At 58.3% G+C, this 22,012-nt stretch carries 19 protein-coding genes, 8 tRNA genes and 2 pseudogenes; 14 read left to right on the top strand and 15 right to left on the bottom strand.

The window, feature by feature from the left end; translation table 11 throughout:
• The first annotated feature begins 2 nt into the window (after window positions 1-2).
• The 6 genes from KI617_RS12915 to serS are packed head-to-tail and all read left to right on the top strand — an operon-like array spanning window position 3 to window position 4,257.
• The gene (locus KI617_RS12915) at window positions 3-467 is read left to right on the top strand and encodes a type II toxin-antitoxin system VapC family toxin (protein ID WP_226446872.1); all 465 of its coding nucleotides are present in this window, start codon (window positions 3-5) and stop codon (window positions 465-467) included.
• A gap of 22 nt (window positions 468-489) precedes the next feature.
• The gene (locus KI617_RS12910; RefSeq protein ID WP_226446870.1) at window positions 490-1,806 is read left to right on the top strand and encodes a replication-associated recombination protein A; all 1,317 of its coding nucleotides are present in this window, start codon (window positions 490-492) and stop codon (window positions 1,804-1,806) included.
• A gap of 51 nt (window positions 1,807-1,857) precedes the next feature.
• Entirely contained in the window at window positions 1,858-2,046 is a 189-nt protein-coding gene (locus tag KI617_RS20555; RefSeq protein ID WP_226446868.1) for a DUF4160 domain-containing protein, read from the top strand.
• Entirely contained in the window at window positions 2,027-2,296 is a 270-nt protein-coding gene (locus tag KI617_RS12900) for a DUF2442 domain-containing protein (RefSeq protein WP_226446866.1), read from the top strand. Before KI617_RS20555 ends, KI617_RS12900 begins: the two co-directional genes overlap by 20 nt.
• A 57-nt stretch (window positions 2,297-2,353) precedes the next feature.
• Entirely contained in the window at window positions 2,354-2,923 is a 570-nt protein-coding gene (locus tag KI617_RS12895) for a DUF4126 domain-containing protein (protein ID WP_226446864.1), read from the top strand.
• Window positions 2,924-2,973: 50 nt separating this feature from the next.
• Window positions 2,974-4,257 (top strand): serine--tRNA ligase, encoded by a 1,284-nt coding sequence (serS, locus tag KI617_RS12890; protein ID WP_226446863.1) that lies wholly within the window; start codon window positions 2,974-2,976, stop codon window positions 4,255-4,257.
• Window positions 4,258-4,301: 44 nt separating this feature from the next.
• Here the strand turns inward: serS and mltF are convergent, their stop codons facing one another.
• On the bottom strand, window positions 4,302-5,840 hold the full coding sequence (gene mltF / locus KI617_RS12885) for a membrane-bound lytic murein transglycosylase MltF (RefSeq protein WP_226452031.1): 1,539 nt from the start codon (window positions 5,838-5,840) through the stop codon (window positions 4,302-4,304).
• A 27-nt stretch (window positions 5,841-5,867) separates the two neighbouring features.
• Here mltF and KI617_RS12880 point away from each other — a divergent pair.
• Window positions 5,868-5,955, top strand: a tRNA-Ser gene (locus tag KI617_RS12880).
• Window positions 5,956-6,166: 211 nt separating this feature from the next.
• Here KI617_RS12880 and KI617_RS12875 read toward each other — a convergent pair.
• Window positions 6,167-7,117, bottom strand: a pseudogene (locus tag KI617_RS12875) (IS481 family transposase).
• 165 nt (window positions 7,118-7,282) lie between these two features.
• Window positions 7,283-7,903 carry a PEP-CTERM sorting domain-containing protein gene (locus tag KI617_RS12870; protein ID WP_226446859.1) on the bottom strand — a complete coding sequence of 207 codons (621 nt, stop codon included), beginning with the start codon at window positions 7,901-7,903 and terminating at the stop codon, window positions 7,283-7,285.
• A 265-nt stretch (window positions 7,904-8,168) separates the two neighbouring features.
• Here KI617_RS12870 and KI617_RS12865 point away from each other — a divergent pair, with 265 nt between their 5' ends.
• Genes KI617_RS12865 through KI617_RS12855 form a run of 3 tightly spaced genes read left to right on the top strand, consistent with a single transcriptional unit; the run spans window position 8,169 to window position 12,526 of the window.
• A complete protein-coding gene (locus KI617_RS12865) occupies window positions 8,169-9,146 on the top strand; it encodes an ABC transporter permease (protein ID WP_226446857.1) in 978 nt (325 codons plus the stop codon).
• On the top strand, window positions 9,146-10,549 hold the full coding sequence (locus KI617_RS12860; protein ID WP_226446855.1) for an ABC transporter permease: 1,404 nt from the start codon (window positions 9,146-9,148) through the stop codon (window positions 10,547-10,549). Before KI617_RS12865 ends, KI617_RS12860 begins: the two co-directional genes overlap by 1 nt.
• Complete coding sequence (locus KI617_RS12855) at window positions 10,550-12,526, top strand: ABC transporter ATP-binding protein (protein ID WP_226446853.1); 1,977 nt, start codon at window positions 10,550-10,552, stop codon at window positions 12,524-12,526.
• A gap of 1 nt (window position 12,527) precedes the next feature.
• Here KI617_RS12855 and KI617_RS12850 read toward each other — a convergent pair whose 3' ends face one another.
• From KI617_RS12850 to gltX, 8 genes are all read right to left on the bottom strand, one after another.
• Window positions 12,528-14,072, bottom strand: a complete 1,545-nt coding sequence (locus KI617_RS12850) for a transglycosylase SLT domain-containing protein (RefSeq protein ID WP_226446851.1) — start codon at window positions 14,070-14,072, stop codon at window positions 12,528-12,530.
• A gap of 116 nt (window positions 14,073-14,188) precedes the next feature.
• A tRNA-Asp gene (locus KI617_RS12845) sits at window positions 14,189-14,265 on the bottom strand.
• Between the two features lie 27 nt (window positions 14,266-14,292).
• A tRNA-Glu gene (locus tag KI617_RS12840) sits at window positions 14,293-14,368 on the bottom strand.
• 37 nt (window positions 14,369-14,405) lie between these two features.
• A tRNA-Ala gene (locus KI617_RS12835) sits at window positions 14,406-14,481 on the bottom strand.
• Window positions 14,482-14,568: 87 nt separating this feature from the next.
• Window positions 14,569-14,645, bottom strand: a tRNA-Asp gene (locus KI617_RS12830).
• A gap of 26 nt (window positions 14,646-14,671) precedes the next feature.
• Window positions 14,672-14,747, bottom strand: a tRNA-Glu gene (locus KI617_RS12825).
• 25 nt (window positions 14,748-14,772) lie between these two features.
• A tRNA-Ala gene (locus tag KI617_RS12820) sits at window positions 14,773-14,848 on the bottom strand.
• A 64-nt stretch (window positions 14,849-14,912) separates the two neighbouring features.
• Window positions 14,913-16,307: a glutamate--tRNA ligase gene (gene gltX, locus KI617_RS12815; protein WP_226446850.1), complete on the bottom strand. Its 1,395-nt coding sequence runs from the start codon at window positions 16,305-16,307 to the stop codon at window positions 14,913-14,915.
• A 96-nt stretch (window positions 16,308-16,403) separates the two neighbouring features.
• On the opposite strand from gltX, the gene KI617_RS12810 reads away from it, so the two are divergent.
• Window positions 16,404-16,478 (top strand) — tRNA-Val (locus tag KI617_RS12810).
• Between the two features lie 138 nt (window positions 16,479-16,616).
• Here KI617_RS12810 and KI617_RS12805 read toward each other — a convergent pair.
• The 4 genes and pseudogenes from KI617_RS12805 to KI617_RS12790 form a co-directional block, all read right to left on the bottom strand.
• Window positions 16,617-17,654 carry a methyltransferase gene (locus KI617_RS12805; protein WP_226446848.1) on the bottom strand — a complete coding sequence of 346 codons (1,038 nt, stop codon included), beginning with the start codon at window positions 17,652-17,654 and terminating at the stop codon, window positions 16,617-16,619.
• 68 nt (window positions 17,655-17,722) lie between these two features.
• Entirely contained in the window at window positions 17,723-18,076 is a 354-nt protein-coding gene (locus KI617_RS12800; RefSeq protein ID WP_226446845.1) for a hypothetical protein, read from the bottom strand.
• A 64-nt stretch (window positions 18,077-18,140) separates the two neighbouring features.
• Window positions 18,141-18,880, bottom strand: a pseudogene (locus KI617_RS12795) (IS5 family transposase).
• 460 nt (window positions 18,881-19,340) lie between these two features.
• Window positions 19,341-20,117 carry a ferredoxin--NADP reductase gene (locus tag KI617_RS12790; protein ID WP_226446844.1) on the bottom strand — a complete coding sequence of 259 codons (777 nt, stop codon included), beginning with the start codon at window positions 20,115-20,117 and terminating at the stop codon, window positions 19,341-19,343.
• 96 nt (window positions 20,118-20,213) lie between these two features.
• On the opposite strand from KI617_RS12790, the gene KI617_RS12785 reads away from it, so the two are divergent.
• The 3 genes from KI617_RS12785 to KI617_RS12775 all read left to right on the top strand — a co-directional run bounded on the left by KI617_RS12785 (window position 20,214) and on the right by KI617_RS12775 (window position 21,940).
• Window positions 20,214-21,137 carry a LysR family transcriptional regulator gene (locus KI617_RS12785; RefSeq protein WP_226446843.1) on the top strand — a complete coding sequence of 308 codons (924 nt, stop codon included), beginning with the start codon at window positions 20,214-20,216 and terminating at the stop codon, window positions 21,135-21,137.
• Between the two features lie 143 nt (window positions 21,138-21,280).
• The gene (locus KI617_RS12780; protein ID WP_226446841.1) at window positions 21,281-21,499 is read left to right on the top strand and encodes a hypothetical protein; all 219 of its coding nucleotides are present in this window, start codon (window positions 21,281-21,283) and stop codon (window positions 21,497-21,499) included.
• A gap of 39 nt (window positions 21,500-21,538) precedes the next feature.
• Window positions 21,539-21,940: a hypothetical protein gene (locus tag KI617_RS12775; protein ID WP_226446839.1), complete on the top strand. Its 402-nt coding sequence runs from the start codon at window positions 21,539-21,541 to the stop codon at window positions 21,938-21,940.
• Window positions 21,941-22,012 lie beyond the last annotated feature (72 nt).

Genomic DNA, 22,012 nt, shown 5'->3' with positions numbered 1-22,012 from the left:
CAATGAGCAGTCCGGTGCTCAACGAGCCAAGCGCGCCCTATGCCGCATTGGTGCCTTCCGCGACGCTGGTCGATAGTTGCGTGCTGATCGACGTGCTGGCGGATGACCCGGAGTGGGCCGATTGGTCGCTCGATCAGTTGGAAAAGCTGGGGCAGCAGGGGGCGCTGGTGATCAATCCTCTGATTCTGGCGGAAATCAGCCCACGGTTTGAGCGGGCCGACGACCTGGAGGCCGCACTGGCCGGTTTGCCTCTGGTGCGCGAGCATTTGCCGTGGGACGCCGCATTTCTGGCTGGGCAGGCATTTCGTGTCTATCGCCTGGGCGAGGGCGTCAAGACTTCGCCGATGCCTGACTTTTATATTGGTGCCCACGCGCTGGTGCGTGGCATGCGCTTGTTGACCCGCGACGTGAAGCGCTATCGCAACTACTTTCCCAAGCTATCCGTTGTCGGGCCGGATGAGGCGTGACAACTACCCGGACCTGAATGCCATGAGCGATTTGTTTTCCAAAAATGGGCCAGATGCCGGCGCCCCGCTGGCCGAGCAGTTGCGCCCGCAAACGCCGGATGACGTGATCGGCCAGCAGCACTTGCTCGGGCCGGGCAAGCCGCTACGCCTGGCTTTCGAGTCGGGCCAGCCCCATTCGATGATCCTGTGGGGGCCGCCGGGCGTCGGCAAGACGACACTGGCGCGGATGATGGCGACGCAGTTCCAGTGCGAGTTCATCGCCCTTTCCGCCGTGTTTTCCGGCATCAAGGAGGTGCGCGAGGCGGTGGCGCAGGCGGAGATGTGGCGGGCGCAGGGCAAGCGGACCATCCTGTTTGTCGATGAAATCCACCGCTTCAACAAGGCGCAGCAGGATGGCTTTTTGCCCTTTGTCGAATCGGGGCTATTAACCTTTATTGGCGCGACGACCGAGAACCCGTCGTTCGAGGTAAATTCGGCCTTGCTGTCGCGGGCCTCGGTCTATGTCCTGAAGTCGCTTGACGAAACCGAGATGGGCACCTTGTTCGACCGGGCCTGCAACACGGCTTTGGCCGACCTGGCCTTCGATGGCGATGCCAAGGGGCGCCTGATCGGCATGGCCGATGGCGATGCCCGACGCTTGCTCAACCTGCTGGAGCAGGTGCGAACGGCGGCGCATACCGCCAAGCTGGAAACCGTTGATGGTGCCTTTATCGAGGCGACGATGGCGCAAAACCTGCGCCGTTTCGACAAGGGCGGTGACGCCTTCTACGATCAGATTTCGGCCCTGCACAAGTCTGTGCGCGGCTCCAGCCCGGACGGCGCGCTGTACTGGTTCTGCCGCATGCTCGATGGCGGTGCCGATCCGCGTTACCTGGCCCGGCGCATCATCCGCATGGCTTGGGAGGACATTGGCCTAGCCGACCCGCGCGCCATGCAGATTGCCAACGATGCGGCCGAAACCTACGAACGCCTCGGCTCGCCCGAGGGCGAACTGGCGCTGGCGCAGGCCGTGACTTATCTGGCCGTCGCGGCCAAATCAAATGCCGGTTACAACGCCTTCAACGCGGCACGTGCCTACGTGAAGCAGGACGGTTCACGGCCGGTGCCTAACCACCTGCGCAACGCACCGACCAAGCTGATGAAGGAACTGGGCCACGGCCACGCCTACCGCTATGCCCACGACGAGCCGGAAGCCTACGCGGCCGGCGAAACCTATCTGCCCGACGGCATGGCCGAACAAGGCTGGTACGCGCCGACGCCACGCGGTCTGGAGGGCAAGATCGGCGAAAAACTGGCGCATTTGCGGGATCTGGATCGCAAGGCGAAGGGGAGGAAATAGCGATGCCAACGGTGCTTCGATTATTGAACTGGCGTTTTCATTTCTACTCAGATGAAGGGGAGCGAGCCGGCGCACATTCATGTCGATACTGGCGATGGCGAATGCAAGTTCTGGCTAGCACCGGTGCGCCTGGCACGCAGTCATCGTGTAGATGGCGTTGAGTTGCGTAAAATTGAAACGACAGTTTTCGAATACGAAGCGTTTTTCCTGGAGAAATGGCATGAGTTCTTTGGACGTTGAGCGCGAATACCATGCGATTCGTGCCTGGGCGAACGGTACGATGGTGTTCGTTGAATTGAGTGATGGCCGCCAGATTGGCTTTCCAGCCGCGCGTTTTCGATTGTTGCGGGAGGCTAGCGAAGCGCAGTTGGCCGAGGTCAGCTTGCGTCTGGATGGCAAGGCCCTGCGCTGGGAATCCATAGACGAAGACTTGACCGTGCGCGGAATTGTTGAAGGACATTTTCAGTTGCCATTGCCCAAGGCAGCGTGAAATTCCCGAGCGGGCGGTGTGGCCCAGTTTTAAAAGCGCGCTAATTTGAACATGGATATGCTGCAGACCATCGCCCTTTCCGCCGGGCTGGCCTGGGCCAGCGGCCTGCGCTTGTATCTGGTGGTTTTTCTGGCCGGGGTGCTCTCCTATTTCGGCCACCTGCATCTGCCGGAAACCTTGTCGGTCCTGCAGAACCCGCTGGTCATCGGCGTCGCCGGCATCATGGCCTTGGCCGAACTGATCGCCGACAAGATTCCCGCCTTCGATTCGCTGTGGGACAGCTTCCAGACCTTCATCCGCATTCCGGCCGGGGCCTTGCTGGCGGCGTTTGCCATGGGCGACGTTGATCCTTCCTGGACGGTGGCGGCCGGCCTGATCGGCGGCACGATCACGGCCGGGACGCATTTCGCCAAGGCGGGCAGTCGTCTGGCCATCAATACCTCGCCGGAGCCGTTTTCCAACTGGCTGGCCTCCTTTGGCGAGGAGGGTATGGTGCTTGGCGGTTTGTGGGCGATGCTCGCTTCGCCGCTCGTCTTTCTCTGCTTGCTGGCGCTTTTTCTGATCGTTGCCGGCTTTGTGCTGGTCAAGCTGTGGGGCGTCGTGGGCCGGCTGTTCCGTCGCGTATAATTTCGTTTTTGGCCGTTTCTTGCGGTCGACAGGGACTTTCAGGAATAACCATGCTCGATATCCAACAACTCCGCTCCAACCTTGATGCCGTTGCCGAGGGCCTTGCCAAGCGCGGCAAGCCGATCGATTTTTCCGAATTCTCGGCACTCGAAGCCGAGCGCAAGACGCTGCAGACCCGTACGCAGGATTTGCAGGCTCAGCGCAATAGCCTGTCCAAGCAGATCGGCATGTTGAAGGGCAAGGGTGAGGATGCGTCCGGAGTGATGGCGCAGGTCGGGGCGATTGGCGACGAGTTGAAGGCCTCCGAGGCACGGCTCGGCGAACTGCTCACCCAGTTCAACGCCATCCTGGCTGCCCTGCCGAATATCCCCGATGAATCGGTGCCGGTCGGTAGCGACGAAACCGGCAATGTCGAGGTCAAGCGCTGGGGTACGCCGCGCGTCTTCGATTTTGAAGTCAAGGACCACACCGACGTGGGCGAGCAACTCGGTCAGCTCGATTTCACGACTGCTGCCAAGATCGCCGGCGCTCGTTTCTCGCTGCTGAAGGGCGGTCTGGCTCGCCTGCACCGGGCGCTTGCCCAGTTCATGCTCGATACGCACACGGCCGAACATGGCTATACCGAGCTCTACGCCCCGTACCTTGTCAATGCCGCCAGCCTGTACGGCACCGGCCAGTTGCCCAAGTTCGAGGAAGACCTGTTCAAGGTGCTGCGCGGCGAGCAGGATCCGCTCTACCTGATTCCGACCGCCGAAGTGCCGGTGACCAATATCGTGCGCGACGAAATTCTCGCCGCCGAAGCGCTGCCGCTGAAGTTTGTCTGCCACACGCCGTGTTTCCGTTCCGAAGCCGGTTCCGGTGGCCGTGACGTGCGCGGCATGATTCGCCAGCACCAGTTCGACAAGGTCGAGTTGGTACAGGTCGTGCATCCGGAAAAATCGGCCGAGGCGCACGAGGAACTGACCCGTCAGGCCGAGATCATCCTTGAGAAGCTGGAGCTGCCGTACCGCCGCATGGCGCTGTGCTCGGGCGACATGGGCTTCTCTGCGGCCAAGACCTACGACCTCGAAGTCTGGCTGCCGGCGCAGAACACCTATCGTGAAATCTCGTCCTGCTCCAACTTCGGCGCCTTCCAGGCCCGCCGTATGCAGGCCCGTTTCCGCAACGACAAGAACAAGACCGAGTTGTGCCACACCTTGAACGGCTCGGGTCTGGCAGTGGGGCGCACGCTGGTGGCGATTCTCGAAAACAATCAGCAGGCCGATGGCAGCGTGACTATTCCTGCCGTGCTGCGTCCGTATATGGGCGGGCTGGAAGTTCTCTCGGCCATCTGATCGAAGCTGATCGTCGCCCGCACTTCAGTGCGGGCGGCAATCCCTTATTCGTTTTCTGCCGGCCGGGCAGGGTAGTTCTCCAGTTCGATGGTCGGCAGCCGCAATCCCGACGTTGACTGATCATCGCTGTCGGTGGCTGTGATGGCTCTTGATGCGGCCATCTTCTTGGCATAGGCCTTGCGGCGCTCTTCGACCTCGGCAACCAGCCGTTTCAGGCTTTCGGCGGCTGCCGGTGTCGGTCCGAAGGGGGCGGTATTGCGCTGCAGGATGTCGTAGTAGCTGCGAATGTTCTCCACCAGGATCACCGCCTCGCCACCCCGCGCCCGAGCAGTCTTCAATTGTTGCGAATACTTCGGCTGCGATAGCTTGGGCAGGATGCGCTTCATTTCGTACCAGGCGTTCGGGTCGGCCTTCAGCTGTTTCGCAAGCGTCCGTGCCGCATTGAAATGACCGGGGCCGATGTTGTAGGCGGCCAGGGCCAGCCAGGTGCGATCCGGCTCTTCGGTTTCTTCCGGCAACTGTTCCTTCAGGATGTTGATGTAGCGGGCGCCGGCCAGGATGCTTTCGCTGGGGTCCAGGCGATTGCTGACTTCTAGGCGGTCGGCCGTCTCTTCAGTCAGCATCATGATGCCGCGCACATTGGTGTAGCTGGTCGCGTTCGGATCCCAGTGCGACTCGTGATAGGCCACCGCTGCGATTAGCCGCCAGTCGATGCCGGTCAACGCCTGGGCAGCCTGGAAGTATTTGCGGAATTTGGGGAGCGTGGTTTCGATCTCGCCGAGAAACTTGATGACGTCGGCTTGATCGAGGCGGCGTACGTGGCCCAAATAGCGGTCCTCCAGACGGGCCAGTGTGCCGTCATGCTGCACTCGCTCGATGAAGGTATCGAGGCGAGCCTTGAGTTCCGCATTCGGATGGTCGCCGAGCAACCAGACGACCGGTCGAGTTTCGTTCAGCGCCAGCGTGGTGCGCAGGTTGGGGACGTATTGGTTGGCGATGTCCTCAAACCCTTCGTCAATTGCCACGTACTCGATCTGACGATTGCCGAGCTTTTCCAGCAGATCAAGAAGGTCGCCCTGGCTGACTTCGACGACCTTGAGCCCGACTATTTCCTTGGTCAGGCCGGCCAGTGTTTTTGCCTGACGCGTGCCGGCCATGACGTGCACCGTCTTGCCGGCCAGCTGCGAGCGCTCAGATAGCGGTAACGACGCCTCGTGCTGGGCGAGAATGTCGCGCGTCTGAAAAATGGCCGGCGTTGCCTGGATGGTGCTGTCGGCGATTGGCGAAAGCCAGGCTGCGGCAAGGTGATACTTGCTTGCAGCGAGTTGAGCGTCCAGCTCTTCCGGTTTGGCGACGATATATTTGACGCCAACACCGAGTTCTTGGGCAAAGGCCTGCGTCAGGTCGTATTCGATACCAGTCGGGTTACCGTTGTCATCGGTCGAGTAAGTGAGCAGACCGGGACGGGTGAGGACAACGAGATCATGCTGCGCTGGTGTCGGAAACGGCAACGGACCAACCTCGCCGCAAGCAGTGGCGATCAGGAATGCTGCCAACAGTAATAGTCGTTTTATCCAGTACATCAGTTGTGCTATTATCCCGGCCGCTGCGGAGAGGTGGCAGAGTGGTCGAATGTACCTGACTCGAAATCAGGCGTACTGCAAGGTACCGTGGGTTCGAATCCCACCCTCTCCGCCAGCACCAAATAGACCCTGTTTTTCCTTGTCTTTCAATGACTTGCGAGCAACAGGGTTTTTGTATTAACCCCACGATTAACCCCAAATGGGCTCCTCTTGGGTGTGACGTTGGGGCAGGAATATCTCACAAGATTCCTGGATGAAGCGTAAGAGATTGTAAGGCCCTGACCAACAGCACCTATGAATTGGGTCTGGGTAGGCAGTGGCATTGCCTAGGTGTTTAGTCCCAGGGTGTGCTGGATTGGATTGATCCTGAAGCGCTCGGGTTCTTTTGACCAGATTTTGCAGACGAATTCATAGGGCGTCAGCCCCTTTAGCGTCTTCAATCACCTGGCGAAGTTGTAGGCCATCAAAAAGGTCTGCAAATGGGCTTTCAACTGGTCATACGTCTGGTAGTAGTAGCGTTTTACCGTGGCGTCCTTGATGGTTCGATTCATGCTCTCCACCTGCCCATTCGTTCATGGGTGACACACCTGTGTCAGGCGATGTTCAATTTCATGGGCATTGCAGACACGATCAAACGGAATGCACCAATTACCTTCTGTTCCCTTGCGTACGGCAAATTGGATGCCGTTGTCCGTGAGTATGGTGTGAATTGCGTAGGGCACCACTTTAACCAGGCTGGACAGGAAATCACGAGCAATCAAGCGCGTCGCTCGTGGATGCAGCTCGGCATAGGCAAACTTGGATGTTCTGTCGATGGCCACAAACAGGTAGAGCCGGCCCTCATCGGTCTGCACTTCCGCGATGTCGGTGTGAAAGTAGCCGATCGGGTAGGCCTTGAATTTCTTCTTGGGCGGCTTATCGCCCTCAACATCCTCCAATCGTGAAATGCCATGCCGTTGTAGGCATCGATGAAGGGATGAGCGCGTCAAATGGGGAATGCTTGACTGCAAGGAGTAAAGGCAATCATCCAGAGGCAAGAGCGTATAGCGGCGAAACGCCACAATTACTGCTTCCTCTTCTGGTGTCAGCACGGACGACCGGACCAGCTTCGGCCCCATGGGCGAATCCTGGACATTCTGGCGCTGACGCCATTTGGCTGCCGTCTTTGGATTGATCCCATGCTGCGCAGCCAGTGCATTCAGGCTCGTTTGACTATGTTGTATCGCTCGACGCACTGCCTCTGTTGTGCGGGCGCATCCGTGTAGTACCTGTCCCATAGCTCTTCCCTCCGTAGCTGGCTATAAATTACACCAGCACACTGTGGGACTAAACAGCTAGTGATTCCGGGGCGATTCAGGTTGATATGCTCCTCCATGGTGGAGGTCTTTCAAAAGAAAAAGGGTCGGACTTACCGACCCTTTCGCGCGCCAACCTACGGAGAATTACTTCCGGGTCCCCTTTCGGCGGATGGCACCAAGTCCTGCTAACCCGAGCCCCAAAAGAGCCATGCTACCCGGTTCAGGAATGGCGGTCGGAGTCGTGATGCTAACTTCTGAACCGAAACCTTGAGCAGATGTTGCTGTGTAGGTGCCGATACGTGCTTGTCCGTCACTGAAGATGGCTGTTGCGGTGGCATTGATAAAACCATTACCGTTGATGCCTGCGCAGTCGAGGCAAGACAAGAAATCGGTATCTACACCGAAAATCAAGGTTTCCCCTGGATTGAAGTCGGTAAAGTTTATGGTGAGTGTCTGGAGGCCGTTTTGTGCTGCATTGTCCGGGAAAATGGCACCGACCGCCGAAGATGAACTGCTCAATGCCAGAGGGGTGCTACTAGCTCCTGGGGCAATACTGGTCGTATCGAAAAAACCACCGATAGCAGTTAAATTCCAAGTCAGAGAAAGAATGGTTTCACCACTTGTTGAATTATTTGTAAAGCGAAAAGCATCGTTCGTGTCAAACGTTGTCCCGGAAATGATCAGGCCACTGGCTGCGGGAGATGCGAAAACAGGGGATGACAATACTCCGAGGCCGATGAGTATTGCTAGTACATTTTTTTTCATGACAGTTTTTTCCCTTGAAATGTTGAGGATTGGATCTTGTTGAGGTGGTCTAAGCAGAGAATGGGCCACTACTGATTGTTTTGTCGTAACTTAATGATTTGTATTGATAAAATTTATTTTTCTAAATTCATCGACGTTTGTTGGCATATATCTGGTGTAAGAAAAATCGACAGCAAAAAATATCGGGAGGATGTAAAGAGCTCTGTCCGCTTTGTTGCTCGCGATGCCTTAGCACTTACGGCCGGCTCTTGGCATAATCGGGGCAATGCTCGCTTACATCGTTCGCCGCCTTCTTTACGCCCTGCCGATCCTGATCGGCGTGAATCTCATCACCTTTGCCCTGTTCTTTGTGGTCAATACGCCGGACGACATGGCGCGCATGCAGCTCGGGGTGAAGCGGGTGACGCCGGAAGCAATTCAGAAATGGAAAGTCGAGCGCGGCTACGACAAGCCGTTGCTGTTCAATGCCGAGGCAACCGGGTTGGCGACGGTGACCGATACCGTGTTTTTCCAGAAATCGGCGCGCATGTTCGTTGGCGATTTCGGCCGCGCCGAGGATGGCCGGGATATCGCCCGGGAGATCAGCGGCCGCATGGGGCCATCGCTGGCGATTGCGCTGCCGACCTTTATTCTTGGGCTGCTCGTCACGGTCACTTTTGCCCTGACCCTGGCTTTCTTCCGGGCCACGGCTTTCGATTTCTGGGGTGTCGTGCTGTGCGTGGTGATGATGTCCATCTCCAGCTTGTTCTACATCATCGGCGGGCAGTACCTGATCAGCAAGATCTGGCGGCTAGTACCGATTTCCGGTTTCGGGGCGGGGCTGGAAGCCTGGCGCTTCCTGATTCTGCCGGTGGTGATCGGGGTGGTTGCTGGCATCGGTTCGGGGACACGTTGGTATCGCACCATTTTTCTTGAAGAAATCACAAAAGACTACGTTCGCACTGCTAGGGCAAAGGGGCTTCCAGAGGCGCTGATTCTTTTTCGCCATGTTCTTCGAAATGGCATGACGCCAATTCTGACGCAATCTATTGTGGCTATTCCCACGCTGTTTATGGGCGCACTAGTAATGGAGTCGTTCTTTGGAATTCCGGGTTTGGGTAGCTACACCATTGATGCAATTAATGCACAGGATTTTGCCGTGGTGCGCTCGATGGTGTTTATCGGGGCAGTGCTTTACATCATTGCACTGATACTGACTGATATTTCCTATACCGTGGCTGATCCACGGATAAGGCTGCAGTAATGCAATTTCAGATTGTTATCCTCTGGTCGGATGTCTTTATTTGGTTGCTTGTGGCATTTGGATTGATTTTTGGCTTTTTTGCCTCCCGAGATGATCGTTTGCTTGTTTCCTGGCGACGACTCGGAGCAAATCGTATTGCAATGGCATCAGCTACGGTATTGCTCGCCTTCATCCTGATCGGCTTGCTGGATTCGCTGCATTACCGCGTCCAGCTGGAGAGCAGACCGGGCCAGAAGGTGGCGTATGCGGTGGAAGTGCTCTCGGTGCTCGATGCATTGGCTGAACCGCTGCGCTCGCGCAATGAAAAAACCTACTCTGAGCCATTTGCCACCCGGCTTTACGCCAAGGAAACCTTCGATGTCCCGGGCAAGGGCTCGGTGCGCGAATATCCGCGCCTCAAGCATGGTGGCAAGCATCTGGGGGAACGTGAGGATGAGGTGGCGGCCGACGCCGGCTTTACGGCCTTCCGCGCTGCTGGGCTTGGTTTTGTTGGTTGGCTGATGCTGGTGGGCATTGCCTCTGCGGTGGTGGGGTGTACTGCGCCTGGTGCCGAAACGTCGGGATGGCAGAGAATCTGGCGTGGCGAGACGGTCTTCGCCTGGAATGCCGTGTTGGTCACGCTCGGCCTGATGCTGCTGTTCGCCGTGCCGTTATTCTGGCTGGCCGGGCAATACCATGTTTTCGGTACCGACAAGGTCGGGCAGGATGTGCTCTACCAAATCCTCAAAAGCGTGCGTACCGGGCTGATCATCGGTCTGGTCACCACCTTGGTCATGCTGCCGGTAGCCGTGCTGCTCGGCATCGTTGCCGGCTATTTCCGTGGCTGGATCGATGACGTGATCCAGTACATCTACACCGTGCTTAATTCGATCCCCGGCGTGTTGCTGATTGCCGCTGCCGTGCTGATGATGCAGGTGGTGATTGACACCCATCCTCAGTGGTTCTCGACCGCTGCCGAACGGGCTGACCTGCGCCTGCTGGCGCTCTGCTTCATCCTTGGTATCACGAGCTGGACAGGGCTGTGCCGGCTGCTGCGCGGCGAGACGCTGAAGCTACGCGAACTCGAATACATCCAGGCGGCGCAGGCCTTCGGCGTGTCGAGCTGGCGCATCATCATCCGCCACATCCTGCCCAATCTGATGCACATCGTCATCATCGCGCTGGTCATGGACTTCTCCGGCCTCGTGCTCGCCGAAGCCGTGCTGTCCTACGTCGGCATCGGCGTCGATCCAACGATGACCAGTTTCGGCACCATGATCAACAACGCCCGCATGGAACTCGGCCGCGAGCCGGTGGTGTGGTGGTCGCTGGCCGCTGCCTTCTCGGCGATGTTCATCCTCGTGCTCGCAGCCAACCTGTTCGCCGACGCGGTCCGCGACGCATTCGACCCGAGGGCTGCGTAAATGTTGAAGGTCGAAAACCTCCGCCTCGGCTTCACTGCCGGCAAGACCACACTCGCCGCGGTCGACGGCATTTCCTTCGAGATTGCCGAGGGCGAAACCTTCGCCCTGCTTGGCGAATCCGGTTGCGGCAAGTCGGCCACAGCGCAGGGCATCATGCGGCTGCTGCCAGCTGCCGGACGCATCCTGAACGGCAAGGTTACGCTCGATGGAGAGGAGCTGCTAAGACTCTCGGAAGCCGACATGCGCGCCTACCGCGGCGGCCGGATGGCGATGATCTTTCAGGAGCCGGCGACCAGCCTGAATCCGGTGCTCACCGTTGGCCAGCAGATCGGTGAAGTGCTGGCCAGGCATCTCGGCTTGGTGGGTCCGGAAGCGACCGGGCGCATGGTCGACCTGCTGCGCCAGGTCGGCATCGCCGACCCCGAGCGGCGGCTGACCGAATACCCCTTCCAGCTTTCCGGCGGCATGAAGCAGCGGGTGATGATCGCCATCGCCCTGGCCGGTGAGCCGGAGCTGCTGATTGCCGATGAGCCGACAACTGCGCTCGATGTGACCGTCCAGGCACAGATTCTCGATCTGCTGGCCAAACTGCAGGCCGAGCGCGGCATGGGCATGCTGCTGATTTCTCATGATCTCGGTGTGGTAGCCCGCATGGCCCATCGCATCGGTGTCATGTATGCCGGCGAGCTGGTAGAAGTGGCCAGCCGCGAGGAGTTTTTTGTTCGGCCTCGTCATCCCTATGCGCAAGCACTGTTTGAGGCATTGCCGGATATTTCGCGGCGTGGCATGCGGCTGGCGACTATTCCCGGGCAGGTGCCGTCGCTGGCGGCAATGCCAGCGGGCTGTCGTTTTGCTGACCGTTGCCAGCACGTCATGCCGGTTTGCCGCGAGCAGTCGCCGCCGTGGCGCGAGCTTGCCAGCGACCACGCCGTGCGCTGTCATTGGCAGGGTGAGGCAGTGGCAGGCAAGGAGCGCGGCCATGCAATTACCGAGCTTGATATTGATTCCGGGCGGGCCTTCCTCGAAGTGGCGAACCTTAAGGTGCATTTTCCAATCCGCAAGGGATTCCTGCAGCGGACGGTGGGGCATGTGCGAGCAGTTGACGGCGTTTCGCTGGATATTTCGGCCAGTCGCACGCTGGCACTGGTCGGTGAGTCCGGCTGTGGAAAAACCACTGTTGGCAAGGCGCTGCTGCAACTGATTCAGCCGACCGAAGGCAGCGTCAGCCTCGGTGGCAGCGAGCTGGTGGGGCTCAAGGGCAAGCGCCTGCGCGGTGCCCGCCGCCACATGCAGATGGTTTTTCAGGATCCGTTTGCCTCGTTGAATCCGCGCCTGCGGGTCGGCGAGATCATTGCCGAGGGGATGGCGGCGCTCGGTACCGAGGCGGAGTCCGGAGCGCGAGCCGCGGCTATCGCTGCCTTGTTGCAGCAGGTCGGGCTGCCGGGCGATGCGGTCGACCGCTATCCGCATGAGTTTTCAGGGGGGCAGCGCCAACGCATCGCCATTGCCCGGGCACTGGTGGTACAACCAGAATTGCTGATCTGCGACGAACCTACCTCGGCGCTCGATGTCTCGGTTCAGGCGCAAATCCTCAACCTGCTGAAGAGATTGCAGGGCGAACTGGGTATCGCCTATCTGTTCATTACCCACAATTTTGCAGTCGTCGAGTACTTGGCCCATGACATCGCCGTGATGTATCTGGGGCGTATTGTCGAGCGGGGCAGGGCGGAGGAGGTGCTGGGTCAGCCACATCATCCCTACACAAAAGCCTTGCTGTCCGCCGTCCCGGTGCCGCGGCTCGATGGGCAAACAGCAGCGATTCGTTTGCCGGGTGAAACGCCATCGCCCGCCAACCCGCCCATGGGATGTCATTTTCACCCGCGCTGCCCCCAGGCGATGGATGTTTGCCGCGAACGTTACCCGCTGGTGACCGAGATTTCAGGCACCCACGCCGCCAGCTGTCATTTGCTCGGCTAAATCAGCCGCGCCGGCCGGGCTTGGCTTTTGCCTTTGGGGAGGCTGCTTCCTTGGCCGGCTTGGGGCCGGTGGGCTTCGATTTGCCGTGATCGGCAGCTTTGGCGCCTGTCTTGCTGTTTGCCTTGCCTGAGAGAGCGCCGGACTTTGCCGACTTGCCGGAAGCCTTCGTCGCTTCATGGCCGCCCGAGGGGCTGCTTTTGGCAGTGATCCGGGGTTCCGGTTTGTCGCAAGATCGGGCGGAAGTCTTGGCGTGCTTGCCAGCCTTGCCGCAGCGAGCTACCCGTTCCGGCTCGATAAAGTGTTGAGGGCCAGAGGCGTTGAGCAGATTGCTCAGCCCTGCGCCGCTACTGCCGCCTGGTACCAGTACAGTCGATCCGGCCCCCAGTCGAACCTTCTCCGAGAGGCTGTTGACCCGCGCCAATTCGCTAGCTGTGGTGTCGAAACGGGCGGCAATCTTGTCCAGACGTTCAGCCGAGGTCACCGTGTAGGCCTGCCACTGCGTCAGCGATGACTGATTGTTCTGCAGGTTGTCACGGAAAGTATCGACCTTGTCGGCCGGAATGACGACAGGGGTATCTGCCTTGATGATGGGGCGATTATGCGAAGGGTTCAGCCGCAGGAACTCTTCCAGCGACATGTTGGCCAGGCGAGCTGCCGTCTTGACGTCGATTGGCCGGCGGGTTTCGTGTGTTGCAAAGTAAGGTTCGTTGGGAATGAAGGGCAGTTCCAGGCGAGCGATCATGGCTGGGTTGCCGAGTATGTTCTTCAGCGCCTGCAGTTTGGGGACGTAATGCCGGGTTTCGTTCGGCATCGTCAGATTGGGGTAATCCGTCGGCAGGCCGCGCGATTCATTCTTGACGATGGCTCGCTTGACGGCGCCTTCGCCCCAGTTGTAGGACGCCAGAGCAAGGTGCCAGTCGCCGTGCATCTCATAAATGGTCTGCAGGTAGTCCAGGGCTGCACCGGTCGAGGCAAGGATGTCGCGCCGTTCGTCACGCCACCAGTTTTGTTCCAGATTGAAACGCTTGCCGGTGGCAGGGATGAACTGCCACAAACCGGCTGCATGGGCTGGCGAATAGGCATTCGGATTGAAGGAGCTCTCGACCATCGGCAGCAAGGCCAGTTCGGTCGGCATGCCGCGCGCTTCAAGCTCGTCGACGATGTAGTGCAGATAGGGGCGGCTGCGTTCGACCATGCGCCGCAAGGCATCCGGACGATTCTGATACCACTGCTGATAGTAGAGGACCAGATCATCATTCAGGTTGGTCATCGCAAAGCCATTGCGAATCCGCTCCCAAAGGTTGGTCGACTTGGTAGTCAGATCGATCGTGTTTGGCAACTGAGGTGGAACCCGGATTTCCTGAACGGTCAGCACATCATCGGCCGCGCTGAAACTGGTGTCGCTCAGCGACGGCATCGTCAGGGAAAACAGAGACGGGTTGTCTGCGGACTCAGCTAAAGCGGGAGCAACGGGAGCCAGGGTTGCCACGGTCAGGCAGGTAATGCACAGGCTGCGAAGAAACGACGAAAGGTTACGATGCTGCATGAATTGGGGCTTTGGCACGAACCGGTCGACAAAAAAGGCGATTATACCCCGGCTGTGCAAGGGGCAATTTTCAGAGCAGGAACAAAAAAACCAGCCGTAGCTGGTTTTTTTATTGTTGGCGGAGTGGACGGGACTCGAACCCGCGACCCCCGGCGTGACAGGCCGGTATTCTAACCAACTGAACTACCACTCCGCGCTTAAACTTTTGCTGCCTAATTCTTGGCGTCCCCACGGGGATTCGAACCCCGGTTACCGCCGTGAAAGGGCGGTGTCCTAGGCCTCTAGACGATGGGGACCCGGACTTTCAAACACATCTACTACCAGTTCGGCGCTTGGTGGAGGTACGCGGGATCGAACCGCGGACCTCTTGCATGCCATGCAAGCGCTCTCCCAGCTGAGCTATACCCCCATTTGAGGACAGCCGAACTGCATTTGGATATGAAGAACGACGTCTTCAATCCGTAAAAAAACCGGACCAGTCCGGTTCTCTTATTGTTGGCGGAGTGGACGGGACTCGAACCCGCGACCCCCGGCGTGACAGGCCGGTATTCTAACCAACTGAACTACCACTCCGCGCTAAACCTTTACTGCCTAATTCTTGGCGTCCCCACGGGGATTCGAACCCCGGTTACCGCCGTGAAAGGGCGGTGTCCTAGGCCTCTAGACGATGGGGACCCTGGACTAACTTCTTTCGCACTTTTGGTGGAGGTACGCGGGATCGAACCGCGGACCTCTTGCATGCCATGCAAGCGCTCTCCCAGCTGAGCTATACCCCCGCCGCGAAAGAAGGCCGCATTATAGGGACCGTCGTGCTCCTTGTAAAGGGCCTTTCGCTATTTTTTAAAGATACGGGGCGAGTGCTGCTGCAACCTTGTCGCGCCCGATCAATGTAATCACCGCATCGACAGCCGGCGTCTGTGCCTGGCCGGTCAGAATCACGCGCAGCGGCATCGCCAGCTTGGGCATCTTCAGGCCATGTTTGGTCACGGTTTCCTTGATCAGGGCATTGATTGTCGGTGTTTCCCAAGCAACCGTGGCGATGCCGGCCGCGAACTCGGCCAGAGCGGGGAGAGCATCATCAGCAAGGTGTTGGGCGAGCAGTTCTGGGTTGGGCGTGACGTGAGCGTAGAACACCTCGACGGCGTCGGCCAGGACATTCAGTGTGTTGCAACGGTCGACGTACAACGTGGCTGCCTTTTCGAGATCCGGGCCGTTGTCCGTATTGACGCCGCGAGCACTGAGCCGTGCCTTGACCTTGGCGGCCAGTTCGGCTGGCGGCAATTGCTTCATGTAATGCTGATTCAGCCACAGCAGTTTTTCGGTATTGAACTGCGCGGCGGAAGCGGTGATGTGGTCGAGATCGAACCATTCGACGAATTGCTGGCGCGAAAAAACTTCATCATCGCCATGCGACCAGCCAAGGCGGGCTAGGTAATTGATCACGGCCTCGGTCAGAAAACCTTCTTCGTCGTACTGCATGACCGATACCGCGCCGTGTCGCTTCGACAGTTTCGCGCCATCGTCGCCGAGAATCATCGACAGGTGGGCATAGGTCGGCACTTCGGCACCCAGCGCCTTGAGGATGTTGATCTGGCGTGGTGTGTTGTTGACGTGGTCGTCGCCACGGATGACATGGGTGATGCCCATGTCCCAGTCGTCGACGCAAACACAGAAGTTGTAGGTCGGCGTGCCGTCTGCACGGGCAATGATCAGGTCGTCCAGCTCGGTGTTGGCGAATTCGATGCGGCCCTTGACCTGGTCGTCCCAGGCAACGACGCCGCCCTGCGGATTCCTGAAGCGGATGACCGGCGGCACTTCGGCTGGCGGCATCGGCAGCGACTTGCCGGCCTCCGGGCGCCAGCGACCGTCGTAACGTGGTTTTTCTTTTTTCGCTTCCTGCTCGGCACGCAGCGCATCCAGTTCCTCGCGTGTCGTGTAGCAGTAATAAGCGCTGCCACTGGCGAGCATCTGCTGGATCACTTCCTTGTAGCGATCCATGCGCTGCATCTGGTAGAACGGGCCTTCATCGTGCTCCAGACCCAGCCATTGCATGCCGTCGAGAATGGCTTGCACCGCTTCCGGCGTCGAGCGGGCAACGTCGGTATCCTCGATGCGAAGGATGAAATCACCGCCATGCCGGCGGGCATATGCCCAAGAAAACAGCGCGGTACGGGCGCCGCCGATGTGCAGGTAACCGGTGGGGCTGGGAGCGAAACGGGTGCGGACAGGCTTCATGGAGTGCGGAATCTATACGTTGGCAAAGGGGGGTATTCTATCCGACCCGAGTTTGACCCGCTGCCCGACTTGTGGTTAAATGCGCGCCTCTTGTAAGGGCGGTTAGCTCAGCGGTAGAGCACTGCCTTCACACGGCAGGGGTCACTGGTTCGATCCCAGTACCGCCCACCACCTCTCCTCCAGATGTGGCCCTCACGAGAAATCAAAAACCCGCTCAGCGCAAAGCTCGGCGGGTTTTTTGTGTCTCGGCTTGTGGTATTCATGGCCGGCGATGACCAGCCTGGGTTCGTTGGGCGTTGAAAATTGGTGCTAGCGCTGTACCAATATCAATGAACCTTTTTCGCGTGGATCGAGGTCGATGCGCACGATGGATGCAAATCCGGCTGCGTGTAGCCACTGGCAATAATCTTCGTAGCGATAGGTCTGGGTGCCGGTTTCTACCAGCAGGGTCAGGCGAAATGCCGCATCGAGTGCGTCAAGCGGTGTTTCAGCCAGGTATTCATGGATGACCAGCAAGCCTCCATGGCTTAGCGTTTCGCCAATCCGCCCGATGATGTGGCAGTTTTCTTCCGCGGTATGGTTGTGGGCGACCGAGAGATAGAACACCAGATCATGTCCGCTGCCCCAGTCCTGGGCCTGCAGATCGCCGGGGCTCAGGCGGATGCGGTCGGATAGCCGTGCTTTTTCGATGGTCGTCCCGGTTTCCGTCAAGGCGCTGGGCAGATCGACGATTACCGCGCTGAGCTGCGGATAGCGCTGGCAAAAACGGATGGCATGCAAGCCATGCGAGCCGCCAAGGTCAAGCAGGCGGTGATGTTCAGAGGAAACGGGAACGTGCTTTAGCAGGTCGGGACCAAGATCCGAGGCAAAGGCCGCCATGTAGGAAGAGAACAATTCTCCGAGATGGGATTGCTCGACCATCGCATCCCAAAGGGTTTTTTCCGGATGGCCGCTACGTACGGCTTCGGCGAGCCCGCCCATCATCGGCCAGGCCTCGTGCGTCCATAGCAGGCCGGGGGTGTAGTCGACCTGTCCGGCACTGGTGAACCAACGCTGGGTGCTTGCCGTATTTGCCAGACACCCACCCTGTTTTTCCAGGTAGCCCAGCGCAATCAGGAAATCGGCCAATGCCGCCGTGCCTTTCGGGCTGGACTGAATTTTTTCGGCCAGTTGCAGCACCGAAAGCGGGCCGGCAGCCAGCGCTTCAAACAGGCCCAGGCGGCCGGCCGAGATGATTGCCGAAGATTTCATCATCGGCATATAGACATCCAGCATGGCCAGTTCGGCCGAGCCTGTCGGTTGGCATACATCGGGTTTCGGGATGCGGGGCATTTGCAGGATGGTCATTGTTGAGAAGGTCGAGACTGGTTTTGAACGGTGTTAAAAGCGGCAAGCCATATCGGCTCGTCTGGCGCTTATTTGGCCAATGGGGCGCCACGTCCGGAAAATTCGTCGCTCATGCGATAAATAGCATCGGAAAACGAGGCTTTCGAATTTTCCCGGCAGAAACGGTCGGCAAAGACTGCGATTGTCCCATTGGACACATCGGTAACCTGCTGGCGCTGGTTGGCGTAGTTGTGGCCACTTAAAAAGCCGCGAGCCCACGCAAGGTAAATGAGCCGTTCTTCTGGTGCTGGTTTCGTATTGCTCCATGCCTGGCAGGACATGTCGTCCAGGCCGAGAAGTTTGGGTGGCGCGGCAAGAAGGTGGGTGGCCAGTAGTGTGGCCAGCAATCCAAGCGTCCATTTGAGCAACTGGCTGCGTAGCATTATGGTTTTTCTTTCTGTTGGCAGGGGGCTTACTAGGGGCTGTTAACAATTGGGTTTTTGGCGATCATGCCAGCCAGATATAGGCGGAAGCGAGGTTGAGCATGGACATGAAGTTCTGCGCTAGCTTCTCGTAGCGTGTGGCGATGCGCCTGAACTGCTTGAGTCGGCAGAAAAAGCGTTCGACGAGGTTGCGGTCTTTGTAAAGGTGACGATCATAGGCACGCTGAGTCAGGCGATTACCGCGTGGCGGAATCACCGCCTGTGCGCCCTGCGCTTCAATGGTGTCGACGAATGCGTTGGCATCGTAGCCCTTGTCGGCGATGACGCTCTGCGCCTCAATCCCCTCGATGAGAGCGGCTGCTTCGGTAATGTCGGCGATTTGCCCAGCGGTCAGGCGCAAACGCAAGGGATTACCCAGGGCCTCAACCGCCGCATGAATTTTGGTACTCAGTCCGCCCCGGCTACGCCCGATGGCTTGATCGCCCGCTTTTTTTGGGCGCCAGTCGCGTGTTGGTGGGCTCGCACGATGGTCGCGTCGACAAACAACTGCTCCAGATCGGCGTCGCTCTTGAGTGCTTCGGCCATCCGCGCCCAAACCCCTTTCTTGCTCCAGCGGGAAAAGCGCATGTACGTCGTGTGCCAAGCTCCGAAGTGCGTGGGCAGGTCGCGCCACGGCGAGCCCGTGCGGGCGATCCATAGCACCGCTTCGACAAAGAGTCGGTTGTCGCGCCCAGTTACCCCGCGCTCGTTGGCTCTGCCTGAGCACAGGGCTTCGATTCGCCGCCATTGGTCGTCTCGCAACATCTTCCGGTCCATCCTCGCAGACTCCAAAAAGCGAGAATGTACATAGTTTCGTCATTTGTGAACAGCCCCTAGGCCAACAGGATGCCATAGCTTGTATAGCCGGGTCATCTGCCAAATGCAGTTAATGAATTGCCTGATTTTTAGGCGCGGCAGCTAAGTCACTGGCTGCGCAGGTCTTGTGTGAAACTGCCAACGCTCAGCCCACAGACTTATCCACAGAATCTGTGGAGCAAGTCGGTGCTTTAAACGAGTGCATCGCACGCTTGGTCACGCACGCTGGCGGTGCCTGATCTTGTGTTCGATCCAGTTCCAAAGCGCTTCTCCAACATAGGGAAGAACCGCGGCGCAGCTCAGTATTACAAGCATTTCAGGTTCCAGCATTTTGATCACCTCGATGCTTATTTACGAACACAGTCAGCGAAACGCAATTCCTGTGCCAAATTTCTTGCTCCGTCGGCGACTATTGTTCGACAAAGGCGCGTTCGATGACATAGTCGCCGGCAACGCCGATATGGGGCGAGCTTGCGAAGCCGAAACCGTCGAGCATGGTCGAGATTTCCTTCAGCATGGCCGGGCTGCCGCAGATCATGCCGCGGTCGGTGGCCGGATCGAGCGGCGCTTCACCGATGTCCTCGAATAGTTTGCCGGAGAGAATCAGGTCGGTTTGCCGGCCTTCGTTGCGGAAAGGTTCACGCGTCACAGTCGGGTAGTAGATCAGCTTTTCGCGGAGCAGTTCGCCCAGATACTCGTGCTCCTTCAGGTCTTCTTCGATGTAGTCGTGGTAGGCGAGTTCGTTGGTCCAGCGCACGCCGTGAATCAGAATGACTTTCTCGAACCGTTCATAGGTTTCCGGGTCGTGGATCAGGCTCATGAATGGCGCCAGTCCGGTACCGGTGGCAAACAGGAACAGTCGCTTGCCCGGCTTCAGGTCGCGCAGAACGAGTGTGCCCGTCGGCTTCTTGCTGACCAGCAGCGAGTCTCCGGGCTTGAGGTGTTGCAGGCGGGAGGTCAGCGGGCCGTCCTGGACCTTGATGCTGAAAAATTCCAGGTGTTCTTCGTAATTGGCACTGGCAACGCTGTAGGCGCGCATCAGTGGCCGACCATTCACTTCGAGACCGATCATCACAAACTGACCGTTATTGAAGCGCAAGCCGGGATCGCGCGTCGTCCGGAAGGTGAACAGGTTGTCGTTCCAGTGATGCACTGAGAGAACGGTTTCGGTGGCGAAGTTGCTCATGATCATGGCGTGCGGGTTGGTAAGGTTTGCATGCTAGGCTTGTCGATTAATTTGGTAAATCGGGTAATTTGTCTATCGGTTAGCTATAATTTAGATATGAAACTTACCCTGCGCCAACTGGAAATCTTCGCGGCCATCGCCAAGACGGACAACGTATCGCGTGCGGCCGAGCGCTTGGCAATGTCACAATCGGCGGCGAGCAATGCCCTGGTTGAACTCGAGAAGGCTTACGATTGCCCGCTGTTCGACCGGATTGGCAAATCCTTGCGCCTCAATGCGACTGGGCAGGGCTTGCTGCCGCTGGCCGAAAGTCTTCTCGCTCAGGCGCGGGATGTCGAAGCCTATCTGTCGGGTGGCAAGCTCGGGCCGGTCAGCGTCGGCGCCACCATGACCATAGGCAATTATCTGGCGACGCTGATCATTGCTGACTATATGCACCAGCACCCGGAGGCGCCCGTCGCCTTGCACGTGGCCAATACTGACGCGATCGTCGAGCGCTTGTTGCGCTACGAGTGTGACCTGGGATTGATTGAAGGGGAGGTCAGTCATCCGGATCTGTTGATCGAGCCATGGATGGATGATGAACTGGTCGTTTTCTGTGCGCCAGGTCACGAACTGTCCAGTCATGGGCCGGTTGATAACGAAACGCTGGCTCGGCAACTGTGGATTCTGCGTGAGCGTGGTTCCGGGACGCGAAGCCATTTCGATCGCGAAGTTGGCCGCCATCTGGGGAATCTCAATCTGCGTCTGGAACTGGAGCACACCGAAGCGATCAAGCGTGCTGTCGAGTCTGGGCTGGGGATTGCTTGCCTGTCGCGGCTGGCATTGCGCGAGGCCTTTCGTCGCGGCAGCCTGATTGAAATCAAGACACCCCAGTTTTCTTTGGGCAGGCGCTTCTATTTCGCCCGACACCGGCAGCGTTATGAAAGTGCCGCGGCGCGCTGTTTTCGTGAGCTTTGTGCTTCGGCGACTGGCGGGGCAAGCAGCACGGCCGGTCTTCAATTACCATTCATTCCCTGATGTCATGCGATGCACAGGCAAAACGAATGTTAGGCTTTTTGTATTTGCTATTTTTGTTGATTCAGTAGCACCAGATACTTCTGGAATATTTCATGGAATGGTGTAGAGTTTGAGTAGGTTTATCAGTTAATGAAGGTGATGATATGGCCATTCAATCAGTGACTTCCAGCATCAGTGCCTATGCCAATACGGGCACTCAGGCCAGCCAGACGCAACAATCTCAGCAGGCGCTTCAGGCCCAGCAGGCCGAAAAACGCGAATCTCGCCCCGAGGAACGTGTCGAGAAGAAGGAAGAGCCGCCGCGCCCGGTGGTGAACGCGCAAGGGCAGCCGACAGGTACCCTGATCAACGTGATTGCCTGAAGTTCGTTGGCCTCGGTTCCACGATAGGTCAGACATAAAATGGCAGTAGCGTCCTTATCCAGCAGCCAGGCAGGCGGTAGTGCGCTGTGGGGGCAGATTCAGCAGCAACAAGCCCAGCGTAATGCCGACCAGGCTGAGCAACGCGCCAGGGCGTTGGCGTCCAGTGCGCGTGACGCCCAATCGGTGGCAGACCGTGCGCAGGAAAACGCCCGTTCGTTGAAAGTCGAATCGAATCAGGCGCAGGGCGAAGCCAGCGAGGCGAAGCGGGGTTTGGCCGGATTGTCTTCTCTGGGTGAGGTACAGGGGCAATTGAATGATTTGCGCGAGCAGATCAGCACGGTATTAAAGTCGGAAAGCGTAACCCCTGCAGCAACAACCTTGGCGCCGGTGGTCAATTCTTTTGGTCAGGAGACTGGAACAATGGTGAATGTGACCGCCTGAGTTTTTGCCGGTCTGGATTGTTGATGGGCGCACAGGCGTCCTTTTTTTTGCCTATGTCATCAGTGTCTTGGT

Source organism: Ferribacterium limneticum, from assembly GCF_020510625.1.
Classification (GTDB): domain Bacteria; phylum Pseudomonadota; class Gammaproteobacteria; order Burkholderiales; family Rhodocyclaceae; genus Azonexus; species Azonexus limneticus_A.
The sequence above is the reverse complement of the archived record's forward strand: the minus strand, read 5'-3'. Positions and strand labels throughout refer to the sequence as shown.